Below are 17,828 nucleotides of genomic sequence, written 5' to 3'. Positions count from 1 at the left end.
TGACATGGGACAGATAAAAGTTGAGAAGAATGTAGGCGGAATTCAAGGACTTTGCGTCATCGAGCCTGCTGTTCACGGGGATTCCAGAGGATATTTTATGGAGACCTATAATCAGAGGGACATGGAAGAGGCAGGACTTACCATGAATTTTGTCCAGGATAACCAGTCCTGCTCCACGAAAGGGGTCCTTCGCGGGCTGCACTTCCAGAAGGAGTTTCCCCAGGGGAAACTGGTAAGGGCGATAAAAGGTTCGGTATTCGATGTCGCGGTTGACCTGCGAAGCAATAGCGAGACTTATGGAAAATGGTTCGGCATCGAACTGACAGAAGAGAATAAAAAGCAGTTCTATATACCAGAGGGCTTTGCCCATGGATTCCTGGTATTAAGCGAGATCGCAGAATTCTGCTATAAGTGTACGGATTTCTACCATCCGGGAGATGAAGGCGGACTTGCGTGGAACGATCCTGAGATTGGAATCAAGTGGCCGCAGTTAGTAGGCGAATATCAGGGAAGTGCTTCCGCAGAAGGATACCATCTGGAGGATGGCACGGCTTTGAACTTAAGCGATAAGGACCAGCTTTGGGTAGGAGTGAAAGATACGTTTCATTTCTAAAATGAAAGAACACCATCAGACTATTTAAAGTCTGGTGGTGTTTTTGTCATCGTTTCAAAAGTTTCCGTGTAAGCCAATCCTTCGCATAGGAAAAGGTATGCACGATTAATTCAATTTCAATCATCAGATAATTGAGCAGGTGCTTCAGGCGGAAGGGAACTTTTTTCTGGGCCTTCATCGTCTTCAGGCCTTCCGTTACGCCTTCTTTATAATCCTTTCCCCAACCTTTTTTCAGAAAGAACGCATATTTTACCAGATATCCCAATACCAGCGGGATAAGATTCAGGATCAGCTGAAGCAGCGGCATGTTCTTATAATTCAGATACACGCTGTTGCGGGCGGACAGTTTTACCTTGAAGGAATTATACTTGGAGCCGCTTGTTCCGCTTCCCACATGGTAGACCAGCGCGGTCGGGCAATACATGTTTTTATAGCCATAGATCTTGGCGCGGTAGCCCACATCGATATCTTCCAGATAGGCAAAATGGCTCTCATCAAAATATCCGATCTTTTCAAAAGCCGAACGGCGGTAGATTGCCGCGCCGGCGCAGGCGGTAAATATCTCATCGGCCTTGGTATAATTGGTCACAGGCCTTCCAGTTCCGCGGCAGATACCCCAGCCGATCACCGTATACAGGTCTCCGGCGCTGTCGATGAGATCCGGGTGATACATCTGGATCATCTTGCTGCTGACCGAGAAGATTCTGGGGGAGCGTTCAATAGCGCCTACCATTTCTTCAACATAATGAGGATCTACGGTAGTATCATTGTTCAGCAAGATGACGTAGGGCGTCCGGGAGTGGCGGATGCCGACATTGACCGCTTTGCTGAAGCCATAGTTCTTATCTAAGGCGATCACTTCGATATCCGGATAATTCTCCTTCATATATTCCAGGCTCCCGTCGGTAGAGGCATTGTCTACCACAAGTATCTTAAAATCATGGCATGTCTGCCTTTCCAAAGAAGCCAGGCAAGGTTCCATGAAGTGCTTGCCATTATAATTCGGTATTACGATCGTTACTTTCATATACATACTCCGATTCCTTAATTTCAATTACTGCATTATTATAGCAAAATTTCGGGATATATGCTATATTAACTTACGGTATTGTAAAGGAATGTCTTTTTATAGGAGTAAATATGGAGCAGGAATTCAGCAATCGTATCAAATATTATAACTTCATACTGTGTATCCTGGTGATTTTGATTCATGCAGAGAACTCGGGGATATTTCTGGAGCGCGTGGAAATGCTAAATACAATAGAATACATTGTGGTGGAGAAATTTGCCAGACTGGCTATCGCGGGCTTCTTCCTTTGCTCCGGATATCTGTTCTACCGGAATTTTACGATGGACAAACTGGGGGCAAAGTGGAAAAGCCGTTTTTTCAGCACCGTGATTCCTTTTGGGGTATGGAATCTGCTGTACTTCCTTTTACATTACGTCCTGACGAAGGTTCCGGTGTTAAGCGGCATATTCGGAAATAAGGCGATTCCTTTTAATCTTCGTGAGATTCTGGAGGCCCTCTTGTTTTATAAGTATAATCCGGTCTTCTGGTTTCTACAGTTTCTGATCGTATTTATCTACATATGTCCATTGATTTATCTGATCATTCGGAATAGATGGACCGGACTGGCGGGAATCATAACCTTATACTTTGCTGCGTCCAGTCAATGCCTGGATGCTTACAACGGTACGGCGTCTGCCATGGCAAACTGGCTGTTTATCTATATGGCAGGAGCCTATATCGGAAGACATTGGAGGCAGACGATCGAAGAGGGGCTGCATCAAAAGGCGATCGCGGCAGTTCTTTGCATCTGTGCCGTCTTATCTTTTATCATGCTCCAGCAGCATCCGAGCCTTTACTGGACCCTGCTGTATTATTTGAGCGGAGCCATGCTGATCTGGTATCTGCTATGCCTGATCCGGCTGCCGCAAGCAAGAGGCTGGATGGGGAATACCTTTTACATCTATGCAGTGCATTTCATGATCATTCAGTTTGGCAACAAAGTCGTCCATAAAATGACAGGAGACAGCATGTATATCGGCATGATTCTCTTTGTGGCCCTGCCTGTCGTGGTCGTCATATTCTGCTATTATACAAGCCGCTTTATGGCGAGATATACGCCGGGAATATGGAAGATTCTTTCCGGAAACCGGTAAATGTTTCAGAGATATTAAAGAAATGTTAAGAAAAAGTGTACTGCAACGGGTTGTCGATTCTGGAAAATTATTGTATTATAAAGTGTAATGACCAGTAGCGGATGTGGAATTGGCATCTGCGCGGCCACAATATCTAGTGAAAATCGGGTGGAGAAAAGTGATTAAGGACAATCAGAAATTGTTAAATAGACTTCATGTAGTGATAGATGCGCTGGTAATTATATTCTCATATACCGCGGCGTGGTACCTCAGGTTCAAGAGCGGCATCTTTGAACTGGACCCCTGGTTCTTATCTTTGCAAGAGTACATGAAGGCGCTGCTTATTATTGTGCCGGGATATCTGATCCTGTACTATGCCTTCCAGTTATATACGCCGAAGCGGGTACAGGGCAGGCGTTATGAAGCCTGGCATATCATCCAGGCCAATACCATCGGCCTGATGGCATATATCCTGATTCTGTATTTGACGAAGCAGTCTGATTTTTCCAGAACGATGTTTTTCGTGTTTTTCTGCGTAAATGTCTTTTCTGAGGTGACGGTGCGCAATATTATCCGCGAAGGTTTGCGGAATATGCGAAAGAAAGGGTACAACCAGAAGCATATCCTTTTGATTGGCTACAGCCGTGCCGCCGAACAGTATATCGACAGAATCCTGTCCAATCCGGAATGGGGATATATCGTCAGGGGTATTCTGGCGGATAACAAGCCACGCGGCACGGAGTACCGGGGGATCAAGGTGCTGGGACGGGTGGAGAACCTGACCATCATCCTGCCGCAGAACAAGCTGGACGAGATTGCCATTACCCTGGGGCTGGCAGAATACCACAAGCTGGAGCATATTGTCAGCATGTGCGAGAAGTCCGGCGTGCATACCAAGTTTATACCGGATTATAATAATATTATACCGACCAAGCCTTATACGGAAGACCTTCTTGGCCTTCCGGTCATCAATATCCGCCATGTGCCGCTTAGCAACGCGCTGAATGCGTTTTCCAAGCGCTGCGTGGACCTATTTGGAGCCATTGTGGCCCTGATTCTATTTTCGCCGGTTATGGCTGTCGTGTCTGTAATCATCAAGGCAACTTCGCCTGGACCTCTGATATTTAGGCAGGAGCGCATCGGCCTTCAGAATAAGCCTTTCCCCATGTACAAGTTCCGCTCCATGGTAGTGCAGGATGCGGCATCGGAGAAGGCAAAATGGACGGTACAGAATGATCCCAGGGTAACTCCTATTGGAAAATTCATCCGCAAGACGAGCATTGACGAGCTTCCTCAACTGTTCAACGTACTCAAAGGGGATATGAGCCTGGTAGGACCAAGGCCGGAGCGTCCGCAGTTTGTGGAGAAATTCCGGGAAGAGATTCCCAGGTATATGGTAAAGCACCAGGTGCGTCCGGGTCTGACAGGATGGGCCCAGGTCAATGGCTACCGGGGGGATACGTCAATTCGGAAACGGATCGAGCATGACCTGTACTATATTGAGAACTGGACGTTGGGGTTCGATTTTAAGATTTTATTTCTGACATTTTTCAAGGGATTTGTGAACAAGAACGCATATTAATCCGCAAGGGAGAAACGTATGAGTAAAAAGAAGCGCATGAAGAACAGAATGACACGTGCAGAGAGACAGAAATTAATGCGCAAGAGGCGCAGGAAGAGAATCGCCCTTCTGGTTGCAGAGGTGCTGATCCTGGCGGCCTTATGCGTGACGGCCTACGGAATATTCAAACTGGATAAGCTGGATTTTAATATCCTGAATGACAAGAACCTGGAGGCATATAAAGATACCGGGCCGTATACGAATATCGCCCTGTTCGGCCTGGATTCCAGAAACGACGAACTGGACGGCGGGGTACAGAGCGACTGTATTATGATTGCAAGCATCAACAATGATACGAGCGATGTGACATTGACCTCCATCTACCGGGATACCTTGCTTCAGCAGAAAGACGGAACATATGAGAAGGCCAATTCGGCTTATAACCGGGGAGGTCCGGAAGAGGCGATCAGCCTTCTGAATCGGAATTTTGATCTGGACATCCACAATTATGTCAGCGTGAACTTTACCGCGCTGGTGAATACCATTGACCTGCTTGGCGGCCTGGAACTGGATATGACCGCGGAAGAGGCCGACTGGTGCAACAAGTATGCGGTGGAAACTGCGGAAGTGGCTGGAAAGGACTGGGAAGATATCGAGGTAAAGGATGGGACCCAGAAGGTGGACGGCGTGCACGCGGTGGCCTATGCCAGAATCCGGTATACCGAGGGCATGGACTTCAAGCGGGCGGAGCGCCAGCGGATCGTCCTGGAGAAGACGGCGGAAAAGGCTAAGAAGGCGAACCTGCTGACATTGAACAAGATGATCGATGAGATCTTTCCGATGATTTCTACCAGCTTTTCCACCCAGGATCTGCTGGGATTTGCAGCCAACGCTTTGAATTATAACATCGTGCAGACCGGTGGATTCCCTTATCAGGTAACCACCAGGGAGGACGTAAGGAATCATGAAGGCTCTTATGTCGTGCCGATTGGATTTACCAATAATGTAACCCAGCTTCACCGGAATCTGTTTAAAGAGGATTCCTACGAGCCATCGGAGAAGGTAACGCAGATCAATGATGACATCATCTATCTTACCGGAGTTACGGAAGATACGGATGCGATGAATACCACGTTTGAAGGAGACATAAGTAATGAGGGAGCGCAATAACATTATAATGGAATATGGCACATATATGCTGGTGTTTCTGGCCAGTTATATTGCTTCACTGGCAGGGCTTTATTATCTGTCAGGTATATTGCTGATGGGCGAGGCCCTCTATCTCTATGTCCACTGGGTAAGGGAGACCGGAAGCCTGGTCGAGCTTCGGGCGCTTTTTACATTGGCCTGGGTCGGAGGACAGGGAATCGCCTGCATGCAGCTGAGCAAACTGCAGAGTGACTGGCAGTATATTACCTGGCTGAGTTTCTTCCTGATCTATATCGGCTTTGGCATCGGATATGAATGGGGGCAGAAGTATGGAAAGGTAGAAGAGCGGGAACTGGAAAAGAACGAATTTCAATCAGGAAGGCTATTCATCTGCATTATAGGGCTGATGGCGGTCTCGATAGCATGTTTTGCTTTTGAAGCGCTTAAGGTGGGATTTATCCCCTTATTCTCCGACGAGCCTCATGCCTATTCATATTTCCATGTATCAGGAGTTCACTACTTTACCATCAGCTGCATTCTGATACCGGCCATCACGATCCTGTACCTGAAAGTGAGCAGACACATTGGATGGAAAAAAATGGCAGCACTGGTACTGGCAAACTTTACGGCCGTAGCAGTGCCATTCTTATGCGTATCCAGATTCCAGCTTCTGTTTGCCGTAGGATTTGCGGTGGTTACATATATCATGGTCAATAAAAGGATCCGGCTCAGGACGATGGTAATACTTCTGGTGGCGCTGGTGCCTGTATATATAATACTGACGGTGTTCCGCCACCATGATGTGGCATACTTAAATAGCATATTCGAGATGAAATACAGCAAGATGCCCATCTTTATCACCCAGCCCTACATGTATGTGGCCAATAACTTTGAGAATTTTAACTGCATGGTGGCACAGTTGACGGAGCATACCTATGGATTAAAGATGCTGTTCCCGTTTTTTGCGCTGACCGGGTTAAAGTTTCTCTATCCGCAGCTGGTATCCTTCCCCATCTTCCTGACAAAGAAGGAGTTGACCACGCTGACCATGTTCTATGATGCCTATTATGATTTTGGAATTGTCGGCGTATTTATATTTGCGGTGATTGTAGGAGCGGTTGCGAAGGTTTTGATGAGTATTGTAAAGAAGAGCCAGAACCCGGTATCCTATCTGTTCTACGGGCAGATAGCAATCTATCTGGGACTTGCATTTTTTACCACCTGGTTCAGCAATCCTACGACTTGGTTCTGGCTGATTCTTACAGGAATGATGTGCTGGTTTGTAGGATACGATAAGAATAAGAAAAAGGATGAACAAAAAGATGAATAATCCAGAGCGGGTAGATGTAGTCATACCGACCTACCGGCCGGATGGGAGGCTGGAGGAACTGCTGAAAAGGCTTGGAAAGCAGAGTTGCCCCATCAGGCATATCTATGTCATTAATACAAGATCAGATCGTTTTCCCGAGGATGTCGAGCATATTCCGGGAGTCATCGTCTCGCATATTGATCAGGAGGACTTTGACCATGGGGCCACCAGGAACCTTGGTTTTTCCATGTCAGATGCCAAGATAGTGGTATTCATGACCCAGGATGCCATGCCGGCAGATTCCAGGCTGATCGAGAACCTGATCGAGCCTCTGGGGGAGGAACTTGTGGGGGTATCCTACGCACGGCAGCTTCCGGCCAGTGATTGTGATTTCATAGAACGTTATACAAGGAGGTTCAACTATCCGGAGGAAAGCCGTATCAAGGGGAAAGAAGACATCCCGGAACTGGGGATCAAGACTTTTTTCTGTTCCAACGTTTGCGCAGCGTACCGCAGGGACGTGTATGAAGCGCTGGGAGGATTTTCCAGGAGAACGATATTTAATGAGGATATGATTCTGGCAGGCCGAATGGTTCAGGCTGGGTATAAGGTCGCCTATGCGGCGGGGGCCAGGGTGATTCATTCCCATAATTATTCGGGGCTGCAGCAGTTTCACAGGAACTTCGACCTGGCAGTGTCTCAGGCGGATAACCCGGAGGTGTTTTCCCAGGTTCGCTCGGAGAGCGAGGGGATCCGGCTGGTAAAGAATACCATGGGATATCTGTTAAAGAGCAGGAAGCCGTATCTGATACCAGTTCTGGTATACAAAAGCGGATGCAAGTATCTGGGATACAAATTAGGACAAAATTATCGAAAACTTCCTCAATGGGTAGTAAAATGGTGTTCCATGAGCACGACATATTGGGGCAAATAGGCGAAAAACCTGGATTTTTAATTGAAGTTTGGCAGGAAATAGGGTAATATAGTGTAAGGTGTTATCATAAGCAAGGTGAGAAGAAAGGATATTGGATAATGGCAAAGACGAGAAAACATTACAGACGCGGGCGCAGATCCAAGAGGCGTGGATTTGCTTCCTGGTCGTTGGGTAAGAAGATTGGAGCCATTCTTGGTGGAACGGTAGCATTGGTTGCCACAGCCGGAGCGGTGATTCTGGCCAGCAAACTCTCCAAGATAGAGACGACGAAACTGGATCCGGAGGCGCTTAATGTGTCCGAGGAAGCCCGGGAGAGAGGAACCGGATATCTGAATGTAGCATTGTTCGGCGTAGATTCGCGGGATAATGAACTGGAGAAGGATACAAGGAGCGACACGATCATGATCGCAAGCCTTAACCGGGAGACCATGGAAGTGAAAATCTCTTCCGTATATCGTGATACACTTTTAGAACAGAGCGACGGGACGCTTAATAAGGCGAACGCAGCCTATTCTTTTGGCGGGCCCGAAACGGCAGTCGCCATGCTGAATAAGAATCTTGATATGGATATCGAACATTATGTTACGGTGAACTTTAACTCCCTGATCGATGTCATAGACGCTGTGGGCGGCGTGGAGATTGACGTACAGGAAGAAGAGATTCCGTATATCTGCGGCTATGCGATGGAAATCATGCGTGTGACGGGCAGAGAATCAGCCGGAGTTACAGAGCCTGGCGTACAGACGCTGAATGGAATCCAGGCTACGGCGTATGCCAGGATTCGCTATACCGCCGGAGACGATTTCAAGCGGGCAGAACGCCAGAGGGATGTGCTGACGAAGATTGTAGGGAAATTACAGGGCGCCAGCCTTGCGCAGATTAATAAGATTATTGACAAGGTATTTCCAGAAGTATCGACGAATTTCACGTTAGCGGAGATATTGGAATACGCAAAGGATGCATTTGACTATAAGTTAGGAGAGACCATCGGCTTTCCGTTTGATAAGACTACGGATACACTGGCCAATATTGGAAGCGTCGTCATTCCTGTCACGCTGGACAAGAATGTGGAGCAGCTTCATAAATTCTTCTATGGAGAAGGCGATACATATTCGCCGTCCTCTACGGTGAATACGATCAGTGGTAAAATTGTGGCAAAGGCCGGAGACCGGCAGGCGGATACGGACGAGGATAGTCAGGGAATCATGCAGCAGCCGGATGAAAGTTATACGGGTGGCGGAAGCAGCGGCGGAACAAAGACGCCTTCTTCCGGCGGCACCAGTGGCGGAAGCAGCCAGCCGACTCCTACGCCAACTCCCACGCCAACCCCTACGCCGGAGCCAGACCCGCAGCCGCAGCCTGATCCAGGCGGAGATGATGGCAGCGGAGGAAGTGGGGGCGATACTTCCGGCGGCGGGGCGGAAGGCACCCCGGATGCAGGAACCCAATAGCTGTTCATAAAATGGAGTATAGAGAAAAACGAGGTAGAATACATGAGGAGAATTAAGAAAGCACTTGCGGCATTCGCTGTGGTGTGCATGCTAAGTCCGTGCATTTCCATGATTGTCCATGCGGCATCTGCGGAATTACGATTTACAGACCCTTCTACGACGGTGGGGGCAGAGGTAGAAGTAACAGCAAAGTTAACATCATCTTCCAATCTTCAGTCTCTGGATGCGACACTGACTTATGATACAAGCATGCTGAAATTCATCAGCGGCGACAGCGTATCCGGCGGCGATGGAACCCTGAATATCTCGGGCAGTGGCTCCGGGACTACGCTGGAATATAAGATTACCTTCCAGGCGTTGGCAGAGGGAAACGCGAAGGTGGAGGTATCAGATGCCTCTGGAACGGACGCATCCGGAGGTGCGCTTCAGATCACCAAGGGAAGTTCTTCGGTAACCATTGGCCCTGGAGATCCAACCTTGATTCAGAATGAGGATGAAGGAACTGCGGCTCCAACCGGCGATGGATCACAGGTTGAGGTTGACGGCGTACAGTACAAGATCAGTAATGATTTTACGGATGCATTAATTCCGGAAGGATTTGTCAGAGGCGAGACGACATTTGAAGGCGCTGCCTGCCAGGTAATTACCCAGGAAGCCAGCGGCGAGTCGGCCATGTATTTGGTACCGGCAGAGGGCGGAGACGGCGACTTTTTCCTCTATAACAGCAATGACGGCTCCTTCTCCCCTTTTGAAGAAATTAAGATATCCCAGGAGAGTTATATCGTCTTATTGAGAGACGATGGAAGCGTCAAACTTCCAAAGCAGTATCAGAAGACTACCTTCACCTTGAATGGCAAGGACTTTACAGCATGGCAGGATACGGATAATGCAGAGTATTATGTGATGTATGCCCTGAATAAGGATGGGCAGAAAGGCCTGTACCAGTATGATACGGTAGATAAGACTTATCAGAGATACTTAAAGCATTCTGGTTCCGATGATACAGCCGATAAGGCATCGCCAAAGGGACTCTGGGGAAAGATCCTTCAGTTTATCGAAGATTTTCTGGATATTCTGGTTATCGTGGCAATCGCTGCCTTCCTTGTACTGGTTGTGGCATTGATTGTAATCGGCGTGAAGCTACACCACCGCAATCTGGAACTGGATGACCTGTATGATGAATATGGAATTGATCTGGACGAGGAAGAGGCGGTTCCGGCAAAGGGTAAAAAAGCAAAGGCAGTTGCCGCAAAGGGCGAGCCTGCCGTGAGAAAGCCAGTGCAGAAAGCCAAGGTCGAAGACGAGGATGATTTTGACGATTTCGAGGAGTTTGAAGATGACGACTTTGACGATTTTGGAGAAGAAGCGGATTTCGAAGAAGAATATGACGAAGTGGATTATGAGGAAGACTACGGATATGATAATGACGGCGATGAATCCGAGGAACTGATTGATGACCTGGATGAACTGCTGAGCAGCCAGCCAAGTAAGAAGCGGGGCCATATGGAAGAAGACGATACATTTAAAGTTGATTTTATTGATTTGGATTAAATGCTATTATAAATCTCAAAATAGAACGGAGATTGCTCCGTTCTATTTTTTCATTTATTTCAAGGCTTTTATTTACATACCCTCGATATTTTGCTACAATACAGAATGATAATGCAAAAAATATGGTAATTTGTGCAAATACAAGGTAAGGAGTAGAAAATATGTGTGGAATAGTAGGATACATAGGCAACCAGCAGGCAGCGCCGATTCTTTTGGACGGTTTATCCAAACTGGAATACAGAGGGTATGATTCGTCCGGTATCGCTGTCTATAATGGAAATGAGATTGACATGGTAAAGTCCAAGGGACGGCTGAAAGTGTTAAACGAGCTGACCCATGACGGGGCAACCCTTCCCGGCACTTTGGGAATCGGACATACGCGATGGGCGACCCACGGATCGCCGTCTGATATCAATGCACATCCACACTTTAACAAGGATAAAAGCATTGTGGTAGTGCACAATGGAATCATTGAGAATTACCTAAAGTTAAAGAAAAAGTTAGAAAATCATGGTTATGAATTCGTATCGGAGACGGACACAGAGGTGATCGCCCATCTTCTGGACTATTATTATCATGGTAATCCGCTGCAGGCAGTGACGAAAATCATGCACCGGATGGAGGGGTCCTATGCTTTGGGAATAATTTTCCAGGATCATCCGGGAGAATTGTATGCCGTCCGCAAGGATAGCCCGCTTATCGTAGGACATACGGACGGGGGAAGCATTCTGGCGTCAGATGTCCCGGCAGTCCTTAAGTATACCAGGGACGTGTTCTTTATTGAGAATGAAGAGATCGTTCGCATGAGGGAAGATTCCATGGAGTTTTTCAATGTGGATGAAGAGCCTATAGAAAAGCAGGCTACCCGTATCGAGTGGGACGTGAATGCAGCGGAAAAGAGCGGATATGAACACTTTATGCTAAAGGAAATGTATGAGCAGCCAAAAGCCATCACAGATACATTTTCCCCAAGGATCAAGGAGGGGAAGATCGTGATCGAGGAACTTGGGATGGCGGATGAGGAGATTCTGAAGATCCAAAAGATCCAGATCGTGGCCTGCGGCTCTGCCTCCCATACCGGATATACCAGTAAATATATATTCGAAGGACTGGCGCGGATTCCGGTGGAGGTAGATGTGGCTTCTGAATTCCGTTACCGGGATCCGATTCTGGATGAAAATACGCTGGTTATCGTGATCAGCCAGTCCGGGGAGACTGCGGATACGCTGGCAGCCTTGCGCGAGTCTAAGGAAAAGGGCGCAAGGGTTCTTGGGATCGTAAATGTGGTTGGAAGTTCCATTGCAAGAGAAGCAGACAATGTCATGTATACCTGGGCCGGACCTGAGATTGCGGTTGCCACAACCAAGGCGTACTCCGCACAGTTGATCGCGCTCTATCTTCTGGCAATGAAGTTTGCCCACGTAAAAGGGATGCTTGACGAGGCAGGCCTTGCAGGAATGCTGGAAGATCTGAAGGCCATTCCGGCACAGGTGGAGATGCTGCTCAATAATAAGGTGAATATCCAGAAGTTTGCTAACCGTTATCTGGCAGCAAGGGATGTGTTCTTTATCGGACGTGGAATCGACCATGCCATCTCTATGGAAGGATCTTTGAAGTTAAAGGAGATCTCCTATATCCATTCAGAGGCATACGCGGCAGGAGAATTAAAGCATGGCACCATCTCCCTGGTGGAGGACGGCACGCTGGTAGCATCCGTTTTGACCCAGAAGGATTTATATAAGAAGATGATCAGCAATATGGAGGAAGTACGTACCCGGGGCGCTTTCGTCATGGCGGTGACTACGGAGGGCAATACGGAGGTGGAGCGTGCCGCCGATTATGTCATCTACATTCCGGAGACAAACAAATACTTTACCAATTCGCTGGCCATTATTCCGCTGCAGCTTTTCGCGTATTATATTGCGGTGGGCCGCGGCTGCGATGTAGATAAGCCGAGAAATCTGGCAAAGTCGGTTACGGTAGAGTAGCAAAAATTCTATAACGGCCGACATAGAAAGAACTGGAGGGCATCATCCTGATGCAGATTCCGAAGGTTCTGGGAAGCGGCTCTGGTTCGGGAGATCTTCTGGAACTGCTTGAAGATATACGGGATGCGCTTAGACATGTGAATCTGCTGTCCGTTGCGCTTGGAGCCGTATCGCTGGCGATCATCGTGGCAGCCAGAAGATTCATGCCGAAGTAGAGCCGGGCATGCCAGGACTGGTGCTTCCGGCTTTTGGAGACGTTGATTTAAGCCAGGCGGCAGGACGGGGCCTTATGGTGGCAGTGGTGGTGATGGCAGAAACACTGCTGTCTTGACGGAAGAAGATAACCGGACGGTGGTGCTGGAATTGATCGAGAAGAGAAGACGGCGGATTATGGAGCAGCTTAGAAGAGAGAATCCGGATGCAGCGCCAGAAAGGCTGGAGGAGTTCCTATCTCTGCTAATTGGACATAGAGTTAGAGGACGGAAGTATTGCAAATGTAGAGGTGCAAAAAGTCGGCTATCTGTTTCCAGGCCAGCGCAGTGCCTGCTATTCGGCCGATTTATTGTTAAGGCAGTACAAAAGAGTAAAGAGTGAAAAGAAAAAATCTTTTAGTTACAGATCTGGTAGAGAAATATCCCTATTTTCGCTCTATGTATGAAGAGGTATATGAGATGTGCAGGAATACGGAGAAGGTGATGAATATGTTTTCCAAGGAATTGCGCGAACTGGATCGCAATACAGTATATGATTGATGAGATGCAGGAGGAACTGGAAGGAAAGGCCAAAGAACTGGAGGAAAAAGGCCGGGAACTGGAAGAAAGCAAGTCAGAAAATACAGAATTGAGAAAGCAGATTGAAGAATTAAAGAAGCGGCTGGAAATATAAGCAGGCTGGGCAGTGTGTGGATTCGTCCGCAGAAGAGCAGATTGCATCTTCTGCGGACTTGTTCAATATCTTTAATTATTTGCCAATCAGTTGGTCCAAGGACTTAAACGTATATCCCATTTCTTCCCATTTGGTCAGCAACTCATCCAGAATCTCCGCATTGGTTTTGGAGGTGCTGTGAAGCAGCACGATGGCGCCCGGATGGATACGGGTCAGCAGTTTGTCAAAGGCTTCTTCCTTGCTTGGCTGCTCGTCTTCAATCCAATCCACGTAAGCCAGGCTCCAGAAAAAGGTATGGTAGCCAAGATCCTTGGCCATCTGAAGATTTTCGATACTGTATTTTCCTTGCGGAGGACGGTAGTACTTGGTCATGGCTTCGCCGGTGATCTCTTTATACAGATCCTCCACACCTTTTAATTCTTTATCAAATGCATCCTTGGTGGAGATGCTGGACATATCCGGGTGATGGTATGTATGGTTGCCTACCGTATGGCCTTCTTTATTGATCCGCTTGATGATATCCGGACTGGTAGAGAGGAGGTTGCCGACTACGAAAAAGGTGGCTGGCGCCTTGTGCTTTTTCAGGGCATCCAGCATAGGCTCGATATTCCCATTTTCGTAACCGCAGTCAAAGGTCAGATAAAGCACCTTTTCCTGTGTATCTTCAGCATAGTAGGCATCGTATTTTTTTAATTCATCAATGGTGGCATTGCCCGTTGGAAGTTTCCCGTCTTCCTGGAAGCCCAGCCCCCAGTTTTCAGGGGCAGGAACGATCCGGGCAGAATCTGCCGGGGCGAACCTGGCTGCTGCCAGCCTTCCTCCGAAAAAGGCTATGCTGAATAGGAGGATGACGCCTGCGGTTTTAAAGATTTTATTTCTGGATGGCATAGGAACTCCGATAGATATTTTTACAACATATATATGAGGAATTTTGCATATTTACCACAAAAGTAGGCTGGTCTTGAAAAATACAGGAAATAGGAGTAAAATATATAAAGACTATGCATGGATTGAGAGTGATTATATGAATGATAATATGAAAAAAGAATGGATTGACCGGCTTGCGGGCCTGCTTCCCCAGGAAGCGCAGATGGAAGGTCCCGTGGATATGGAAGGGACTTTGGATTAAGAGGGGAGGAAGATTAGATGAAAAATAGAGCATATCGGCTTCTGTGGATAACTTTAGGGTTTGCGGCGGCAAACTTGGCGCTGTTTGGCCTGATGTTCCGAAAGCCAAAGAAGCGGTGGGAACAGGATGCATATGACTGCGCGGTTGTCTGCGGCTGCCAGGTAGGAGCAGACGGCACGCCTTCTAAGAGGCTTGCGGCCCGCGTGGAAAAGGCAGTAGAATTATGGAAAGATAAGAAGGTAAAGTATCTGATTATGTCAGGAGCCGCGGTGTACAACGCATTTGCAGAGGCGCCGGCTATGAAACGCTATGCTGTGGAACTGGGAGTTCCTGAAGAATACATACTGGAAGAAAAGCAGGCAGTCAGCACGTATCATAATCTACTGTATGCCAGCCAGATGATGGAACACTGCGGATTTAAAGATTGTGTAGTAGTTACTAATGGATGGCATCTGCGAAAGGCAGACCACTATGCGAGGAAGGCTGGCGTCAAATATGTAATGGCGGCTTCCAAACGGCCGGAAGGGGATAGCCTTCTAACGACGATCGGCCTCTATCTCAAGACGAATATCCACATGTATGTAAATATGTGGAAGGGATATTATTAGACAGACCCACAGGGCCTGCTCCTAAGAGGGCAGGCTTTGTTTTTTTCGGGCGTGAAGGCAGATTCCGATGGCCAGGCCCAGAAGGGCAGGACATACCCAGCCCATTCCCTGCTCAAAAAGAGGCAGGTATCTGGAGACCCCGGCCAGCAGCGGCTTCAGATGCAGCAGGTTCTTAATCCCCTTCGGAAGGGCATTGAGAAAGTCCAGGGCTGCGGCAAAGATGGTGCATGCAGTGACGCTGATATAGACCTTCTTGTCATCGGCAAAGAACTTTCCGGCCAAACTTAGGAAGATCAGCGTGATCGCCAGGGGATATAAAAACATCAATACCGGAAGAGAGTAGGCGATGATGGAATTTAAGCCCAGGTTGGCGATGAGCAAAGAGAGCGCACAGAACAGGACAGCCCATTTCTTATAATTCAGCGTCCGGGGAAACATGGCGCAGAAAGTCTCGCTGCAGCTGGTGATCAGTCCGATGGAAGTCTTAAGGCAGGCAAAAGTGACGGTGAAGGCAAGGATGAAAGCGCCAGCCCTGCCATAATAGTGGCTTGCGATCAAAAGAAGCGCTTCTCCTCCGTTGGAACTGGCCTCGTACATCCCACGGCTCTGGGTTCCTATGATCGTAACCAGCAGATAGATGACGGCCATTAGAATCGTGCTGAAAAGCCCGGCTTTTACCGTGCATTTTGCCACATCGCCGGAATTTTCTACACCCAGGCTTTTGATGACATTTACCACGATGATCCCAAAAGCCAGCCCTGCCAATGCATCCATGGTATTGTAGCCTTCCAGGAAGCCCTGGGAGAAGGCGTGGGAGGCATAGCCGGCCTGGGGAGCGATGCTTCCGATATCTCCCATAGGGCGAAGAAGGGCAGTGATCACCAGCAGGCCAAGTGCGGCAAGGAAGATCGGATTCAAGACCTTGCCGATCCAGGTAAGGATCTTGCCTGGCCTTAAGGAGAACCATAAGACCGCAAGGAAGAAGAGCAATGAAAAGACAGCCAGCGGCAAGGCATCCGAGGAGCCTTTTCCAAGAATCGGCTCGATTCCTACGGCAAATGGAACGGTGGCGCAGCGTGGAATGGCAAAGAAAGGCCCAATGGTCAGATAGAGGGCACAGGTAAAGAAGGTGCCATATTTTTTCCCGATTCTTTGGCTCATCTCTGCCAGGCCATTGCAGCGGCTCATGCCCAGGGCGGCCACCCCAAGAAGAGGCAGCCCCACCCCGGTGATTAGAAATCCAAAAAAGGCCGGCCATACCCTGCGTCCGGCCATTTGGCCCATGGAAACCGGAAATATCAGGTTTCCTGCACCAAAAAAAAGGCCAAACAGCATGCTGGCCACAGCGATGTATTGCTGAAATGTAAGTTTACGTTTCATGATGTTCTCTCTCTTTTCTTTTGATTTTAGAATGTAAATATTCCCATAGTTATCATTATAGCAGATTTTGTGGTACAATAATACCTGTTTAATATATTGCGAGGTTGGTTTTATGTGGAAAAAGGAAAAGAGACAAATATGTCCAAAGATTCATTATAAAAAAACGGAGCAGGGAATTGAGATTACGGGCTGTTATGGCCCTCAGGGACAGTTAATCCTTCCGGATGAGATAGAAGGGATTCCGGTTACCAGGATTGCAGCCTATGCATTTGCCGAGAAGCCCGAGGATGAAGGAGAATATGTATTCGTAAGTGAAGGCGGCAGTCTTTCCAGCGCCGGAAGCAGGGTCTGCGCATCCCAGGTGACGCAGATATGGCTTCCTTCCCAGGTGACGGAGATCGGAAGATACGCGTTTTACCGATGCAGGAATTTAAAGCGGCTGATCCTTACAGACAGCCTGCTGGATATCGGAGGAGGAGCATTCACCGGCTGCCGTCTGGAAGAAGTGGAGATTCATTTCTATCAGGGGGAGAGAAGCTGCCTGAAGTCTATCGTGGATGAGATTCGGTTTGCAATCCGTGCGAAACTTTATTATCATAAGAAAGAGGCGGGCAGAGAAGAATATATAGAGACAGCAGAGGTATTATTTCCAGAACACTATGAAGAGGCGGTGGAGAATACGCCTGCCAGGATATTGGAGACGCGCCGCCATGGGGCTGGCGGATACTACAGGCAATGCTTTTACAACCGGGAGCTGGACTATAAGAAATACGACGAACTGCTGTACCGGACGGTGGCGGAAGAATCCTTGCAGACGGCGGCGGAACTGGTGCTTGGAAGGCTGAGGCATCCCTTTAGGCTTGCAGAAGACGGGAGGGAAGCATACGTCTCCTACCTATGCGCCCACCGGGAAGAAGCGGTGAAATTTTTAGTAGAAACCGAAGATATGGAAGGCATGAAATTCCTCGCCGGGCAGGGGTATCTGACGGTATCCGCTCTGGATTATGCCCTGGAATGGGCAGCAAAAAGCAAGAAGACAGAAATGCTCAGTCTTCTTATGGATGAGAAGCAAAGACTGCATCCCAAGAAGAAAAAGGCATTTGATTTGTAAATGAATGGATAGAATAG

The 17,828-nt window shown here is 48.1% G+C and carries 17 protein-coding genes; 14 read left to right on the top strand and 3 right to left on the bottom strand.

Annotated features, from left to right (window positions below; genetic code table 11):
* Positions 1-4 precede the first annotated feature (4 nt).
* Positions 5-613, top strand: coding sequence for a dTDP-4-dehydrorhamnose 3,5-epimerase (gene rfbC / locus HDCHBGLK_RS18110; protein WP_004605729.1), 609 nt, complete (start codon positions 5-7; stop codon positions 611-613).
* 46 nt (positions 614-659) lie between these two features.
* Here the strand turns inward: rfbC and HDCHBGLK_RS18105 are convergent, their stop codons facing one another.
* Complete coding sequence (locus HDCHBGLK_RS18105) at positions 660-1,640, bottom strand: glycosyltransferase family 2 protein (protein ID WP_009248666.1); 981 nt, start codon at positions 1,638-1,640, stop codon at positions 660-662.
* 113 nt (positions 1,641-1,753) lie between these two features.
* Between HDCHBGLK_RS18105 and HDCHBGLK_RS18100 the strand changes: the two genes are divergently transcribed.
* The 11 genes from HDCHBGLK_RS18100 to HDCHBGLK_RS19095 all read left to right on the top strand — a co-directional run bounded on the left by HDCHBGLK_RS18100 (position 1,754) and on the right by HDCHBGLK_RS19095 (position 13,583).
* On the top strand, positions 1,754-2,776 hold the full coding sequence (locus HDCHBGLK_RS18100) for an acyltransferase family protein (protein WP_004605727.1): 1,023 nt from the start codon (positions 1,754-1,756) through the stop codon (positions 2,774-2,776).
* A gap of 157 nt (positions 2,777-2,933) precedes the next feature.
* Positions 2,934-4,337: an undecaprenyl-phosphate glucose phosphotransferase gene (locus HDCHBGLK_RS18095; RefSeq protein WP_039909409.1), complete on the top strand. Its 1,404-nt coding sequence runs from the start codon at positions 2,934-2,936 to the stop codon at positions 4,335-4,337.
* Positions 4,338-4,355: 18 nt separating this feature from the next.
* Positions 4,356-5,486 carry an LCP family protein gene (locus tag HDCHBGLK_RS18090; protein ID WP_004605725.1) on the top strand — a complete coding sequence of 377 codons (1,131 nt, stop codon included), beginning with the start codon at positions 4,356-4,358 and terminating at the stop codon, positions 5,484-5,486.
* Positions 5,470-6,795 (top strand): O-antigen polymerase, encoded by a 1,326-nt coding sequence (locus HDCHBGLK_RS18085; protein ID WP_004605724.1) that lies wholly within the window; start codon positions 5,470-5,472, stop codon positions 6,793-6,795. The genes HDCHBGLK_RS18090 and HDCHBGLK_RS18085 overlap by 17 nt, the downstream gene beginning before the upstream one ends.
* The gene (locus tag HDCHBGLK_RS18080; protein WP_009248663.1) at positions 6,788-7,708 is read left to right on the top strand and encodes a glycosyltransferase family 2 protein; all 921 of its coding nucleotides are present in this window, start codon (positions 6,788-6,790) and stop codon (positions 7,706-7,708) included. The genes HDCHBGLK_RS18085 and HDCHBGLK_RS18080 overlap by 8 nt, the downstream gene beginning before the upstream one ends.
* A gap of 98 nt (positions 7,709-7,806) precedes the next feature.
* The gene (locus HDCHBGLK_RS18075) at positions 7,807-9,159 is read left to right on the top strand and encodes an LCP family protein (RefSeq protein WP_004605722.1); all 1,353 of its coding nucleotides are present in this window, start codon (positions 7,807-7,809) and stop codon (positions 9,157-9,159) included.
* Between the two features lie 42 nt (positions 9,160-9,201).
* Complete coding sequence (locus tag HDCHBGLK_RS18070) at positions 9,202-10,710, top strand: cohesin domain-containing protein (protein ID WP_004605721.1); 1,509 nt, start codon at positions 9,202-9,204, stop codon at positions 10,708-10,710.
* Between the two features lie 161 nt (positions 10,711-10,871).
* The gene (gene glmS, locus HDCHBGLK_RS18065; RefSeq protein WP_004605720.1) at positions 10,872-12,698 is read left to right on the top strand and encodes a glutamine--fructose-6-phosphate transaminase (isomerizing); all 1,827 of its coding nucleotides are present in this window, start codon (positions 10,872-10,874) and stop codon (positions 12,696-12,698) included.
* Positions 12,699-12,748: 50 nt separating this feature from the next.
* Positions 12,749-12,913: a hypothetical protein gene (locus tag HDCHBGLK_RS19105; protein WP_004605718.1), complete on the top strand. Its 165-nt coding sequence runs from the start codon at positions 12,749-12,751 to the stop codon at positions 12,911-12,913.
* Between the two features lie 375 nt (positions 12,914-13,288).
* Positions 13,289-13,450 (top strand): hypothetical protein, encoded by a 162-nt coding sequence (locus tag HDCHBGLK_RS20230; protein ID WP_004605716.1) that lies wholly within the window; start codon positions 13,289-13,291, stop codon positions 13,448-13,450.
* Positions 13,443-13,583: a hypothetical protein gene (locus HDCHBGLK_RS19095; RefSeq protein WP_004605715.1), complete on the top strand. Its 141-nt coding sequence runs from the start codon at positions 13,443-13,445 to the stop codon at positions 13,581-13,583. Before HDCHBGLK_RS20230 ends, HDCHBGLK_RS19095 begins: the two co-directional genes overlap by 8 nt.
* A 75-nt stretch (positions 13,584-13,658) precedes the next feature.
* Here HDCHBGLK_RS19095 and HDCHBGLK_RS18055 read toward each other — a convergent pair whose 3' ends face one another.
* Positions 13,659-14,471, bottom strand: a complete 813-nt coding sequence (locus HDCHBGLK_RS18055) for a delta-lactam-biosynthetic de-N-acetylase (RefSeq protein WP_004605714.1) — start codon at positions 14,469-14,471, stop codon at positions 13,659-13,661.
* 258 nt (positions 14,472-14,729) lie between these two features.
* On the opposite strand from HDCHBGLK_RS18055, the gene HDCHBGLK_RS18050 reads away from it, so the two are divergent.
* Entirely contained in the window at positions 14,730-15,320 is a 591-nt protein-coding gene (locus tag HDCHBGLK_RS18050) for a YdcF family protein (protein ID WP_004605712.1), read from the top strand.
* 21 nt (positions 15,321-15,341) lie between these two features.
* On the opposite strand, the gene brnQ is transcribed toward HDCHBGLK_RS18050, so the two are convergent.
* Positions 15,342-16,700: a branched-chain amino acid transport system II carrier protein gene (gene brnQ, locus HDCHBGLK_RS18045; RefSeq protein ID WP_039909407.1), complete on the bottom strand. Its 1,359-nt coding sequence runs from the start codon at positions 16,698-16,700 to the stop codon at positions 15,342-15,344.
* Positions 16,701-16,812: 112 nt separating this feature from the next.
* Between brnQ and HDCHBGLK_RS18040 the strand changes: the two genes are divergently transcribed.
* Positions 16,813-17,811 carry a leucine-rich repeat domain-containing protein gene (locus tag HDCHBGLK_RS18040; protein ID WP_004605710.1) on the top strand — a complete coding sequence of 333 codons (999 nt, stop codon included), beginning with the start codon at positions 16,813-16,815 and terminating at the stop codon, positions 17,809-17,811.
* The last annotated feature ends 17 nt before the right edge of the window (positions 17,812-17,828 follow it).

Source organism: [Clostridium] scindens ATCC 35704 (assembly GCF_004295125.1).
GTDB classification, from domain to species: Bacteria; Bacillota; Clostridia; order Lachnospirales; family Lachnospiraceae; genus Clostridium_AP; species Clostridium_AP scindens.
This window is presented reverse-complemented; position numbering and strand designations above follow the sequence as displayed.

Coding starts and splice junctions, on each gene's coding strand:
- rfbC (WP_004605729.1), top strand. CDS start 5: ATGGGACAGATAAAAGTTGAGAAGAATGTAGGCGGAATTCAAGGACTT.
- HDCHBGLK_RS18105 (WP_009248666.1), bottom strand. CDS start 1,640: ATGAAAGTAACGATCGTAATACCGAATTATAATGGCAAGCACTTCATG.
- HDCHBGLK_RS18100 (WP_004605727.1), top strand. CDS start 1,754: ATGGAGCAGGAATTCAGCAATCGTATCAAATATTATAACTTCATACTG.
- HDCHBGLK_RS18090 (WP_004605725.1), top strand. CDS start 4,356: ATGAGTAAAAAGAAGCGCATGAAGAACAGAATGACACGTGCAGAGAGA.
- HDCHBGLK_RS18085 (WP_004605724.1), top strand. CDS start 5,470: ATGAGGGAGCGCAATAACATTATAATGGAATATGGCACATATATGCTG.
- HDCHBGLK_RS18080 (WP_009248663.1), top strand. CDS start 6,788: ATGAATAATCCAGAGCGGGTAGATGTAGTCATACCGACCTACCGGCCG.
- HDCHBGLK_RS18075 (WP_004605722.1), top strand. CDS start 7,807: ATGGCAAAGACGAGAAAACATTACAGACGCGGGCGCAGATCCAAGAGG.
- HDCHBGLK_RS18070 (WP_004605721.1), top strand. CDS start 9,202: ATGAGGAGAATTAAGAAAGCACTTGCGGCATTCGCTGTGGTGTGCATG.
- glmS (WP_004605720.1), top strand. CDS start 10,872: ATGTGTGGAATAGTAGGATACATAGGCAACCAGCAGGCAGCGCCGATT.
- HDCHBGLK_RS19105 (WP_004605718.1), top strand. CDS start 12,749: ATGCAGATTCCGAAGGTTCTGGGAAGCGGCTCTGGTTCGGGAGATCTT.
- HDCHBGLK_RS19095 (WP_004605715.1), top strand. CDS start 13,443: ATGATTGATGAGATGCAGGAGGAACTGGAAGGAAAGGCCAAAGAACTG.
- HDCHBGLK_RS18055 (WP_004605714.1), bottom strand. CDS start 14,471: ATGCCATCCAGAAATAAAATCTTTAAAACCGCAGGCGTCATCCTCCTA.
- HDCHBGLK_RS18050 (WP_004605712.1), top strand. CDS start 14,730: ATGAAAAATAGAGCATATCGGCTTCTGTGGATAACTTTAGGGTTTGCG.
- brnQ (WP_039909407.1), bottom strand. CDS start 16,700: ATGAAACGTAAACTTACATTTCAGCAATACATCGCTGTGGCCAGCATG.
- HDCHBGLK_RS18040 (WP_004605710.1), top strand. CDS start 16,813: ATGTGGAAAAAGGAAAAGAGACAAATATGTCCAAAGATTCATTATAAA.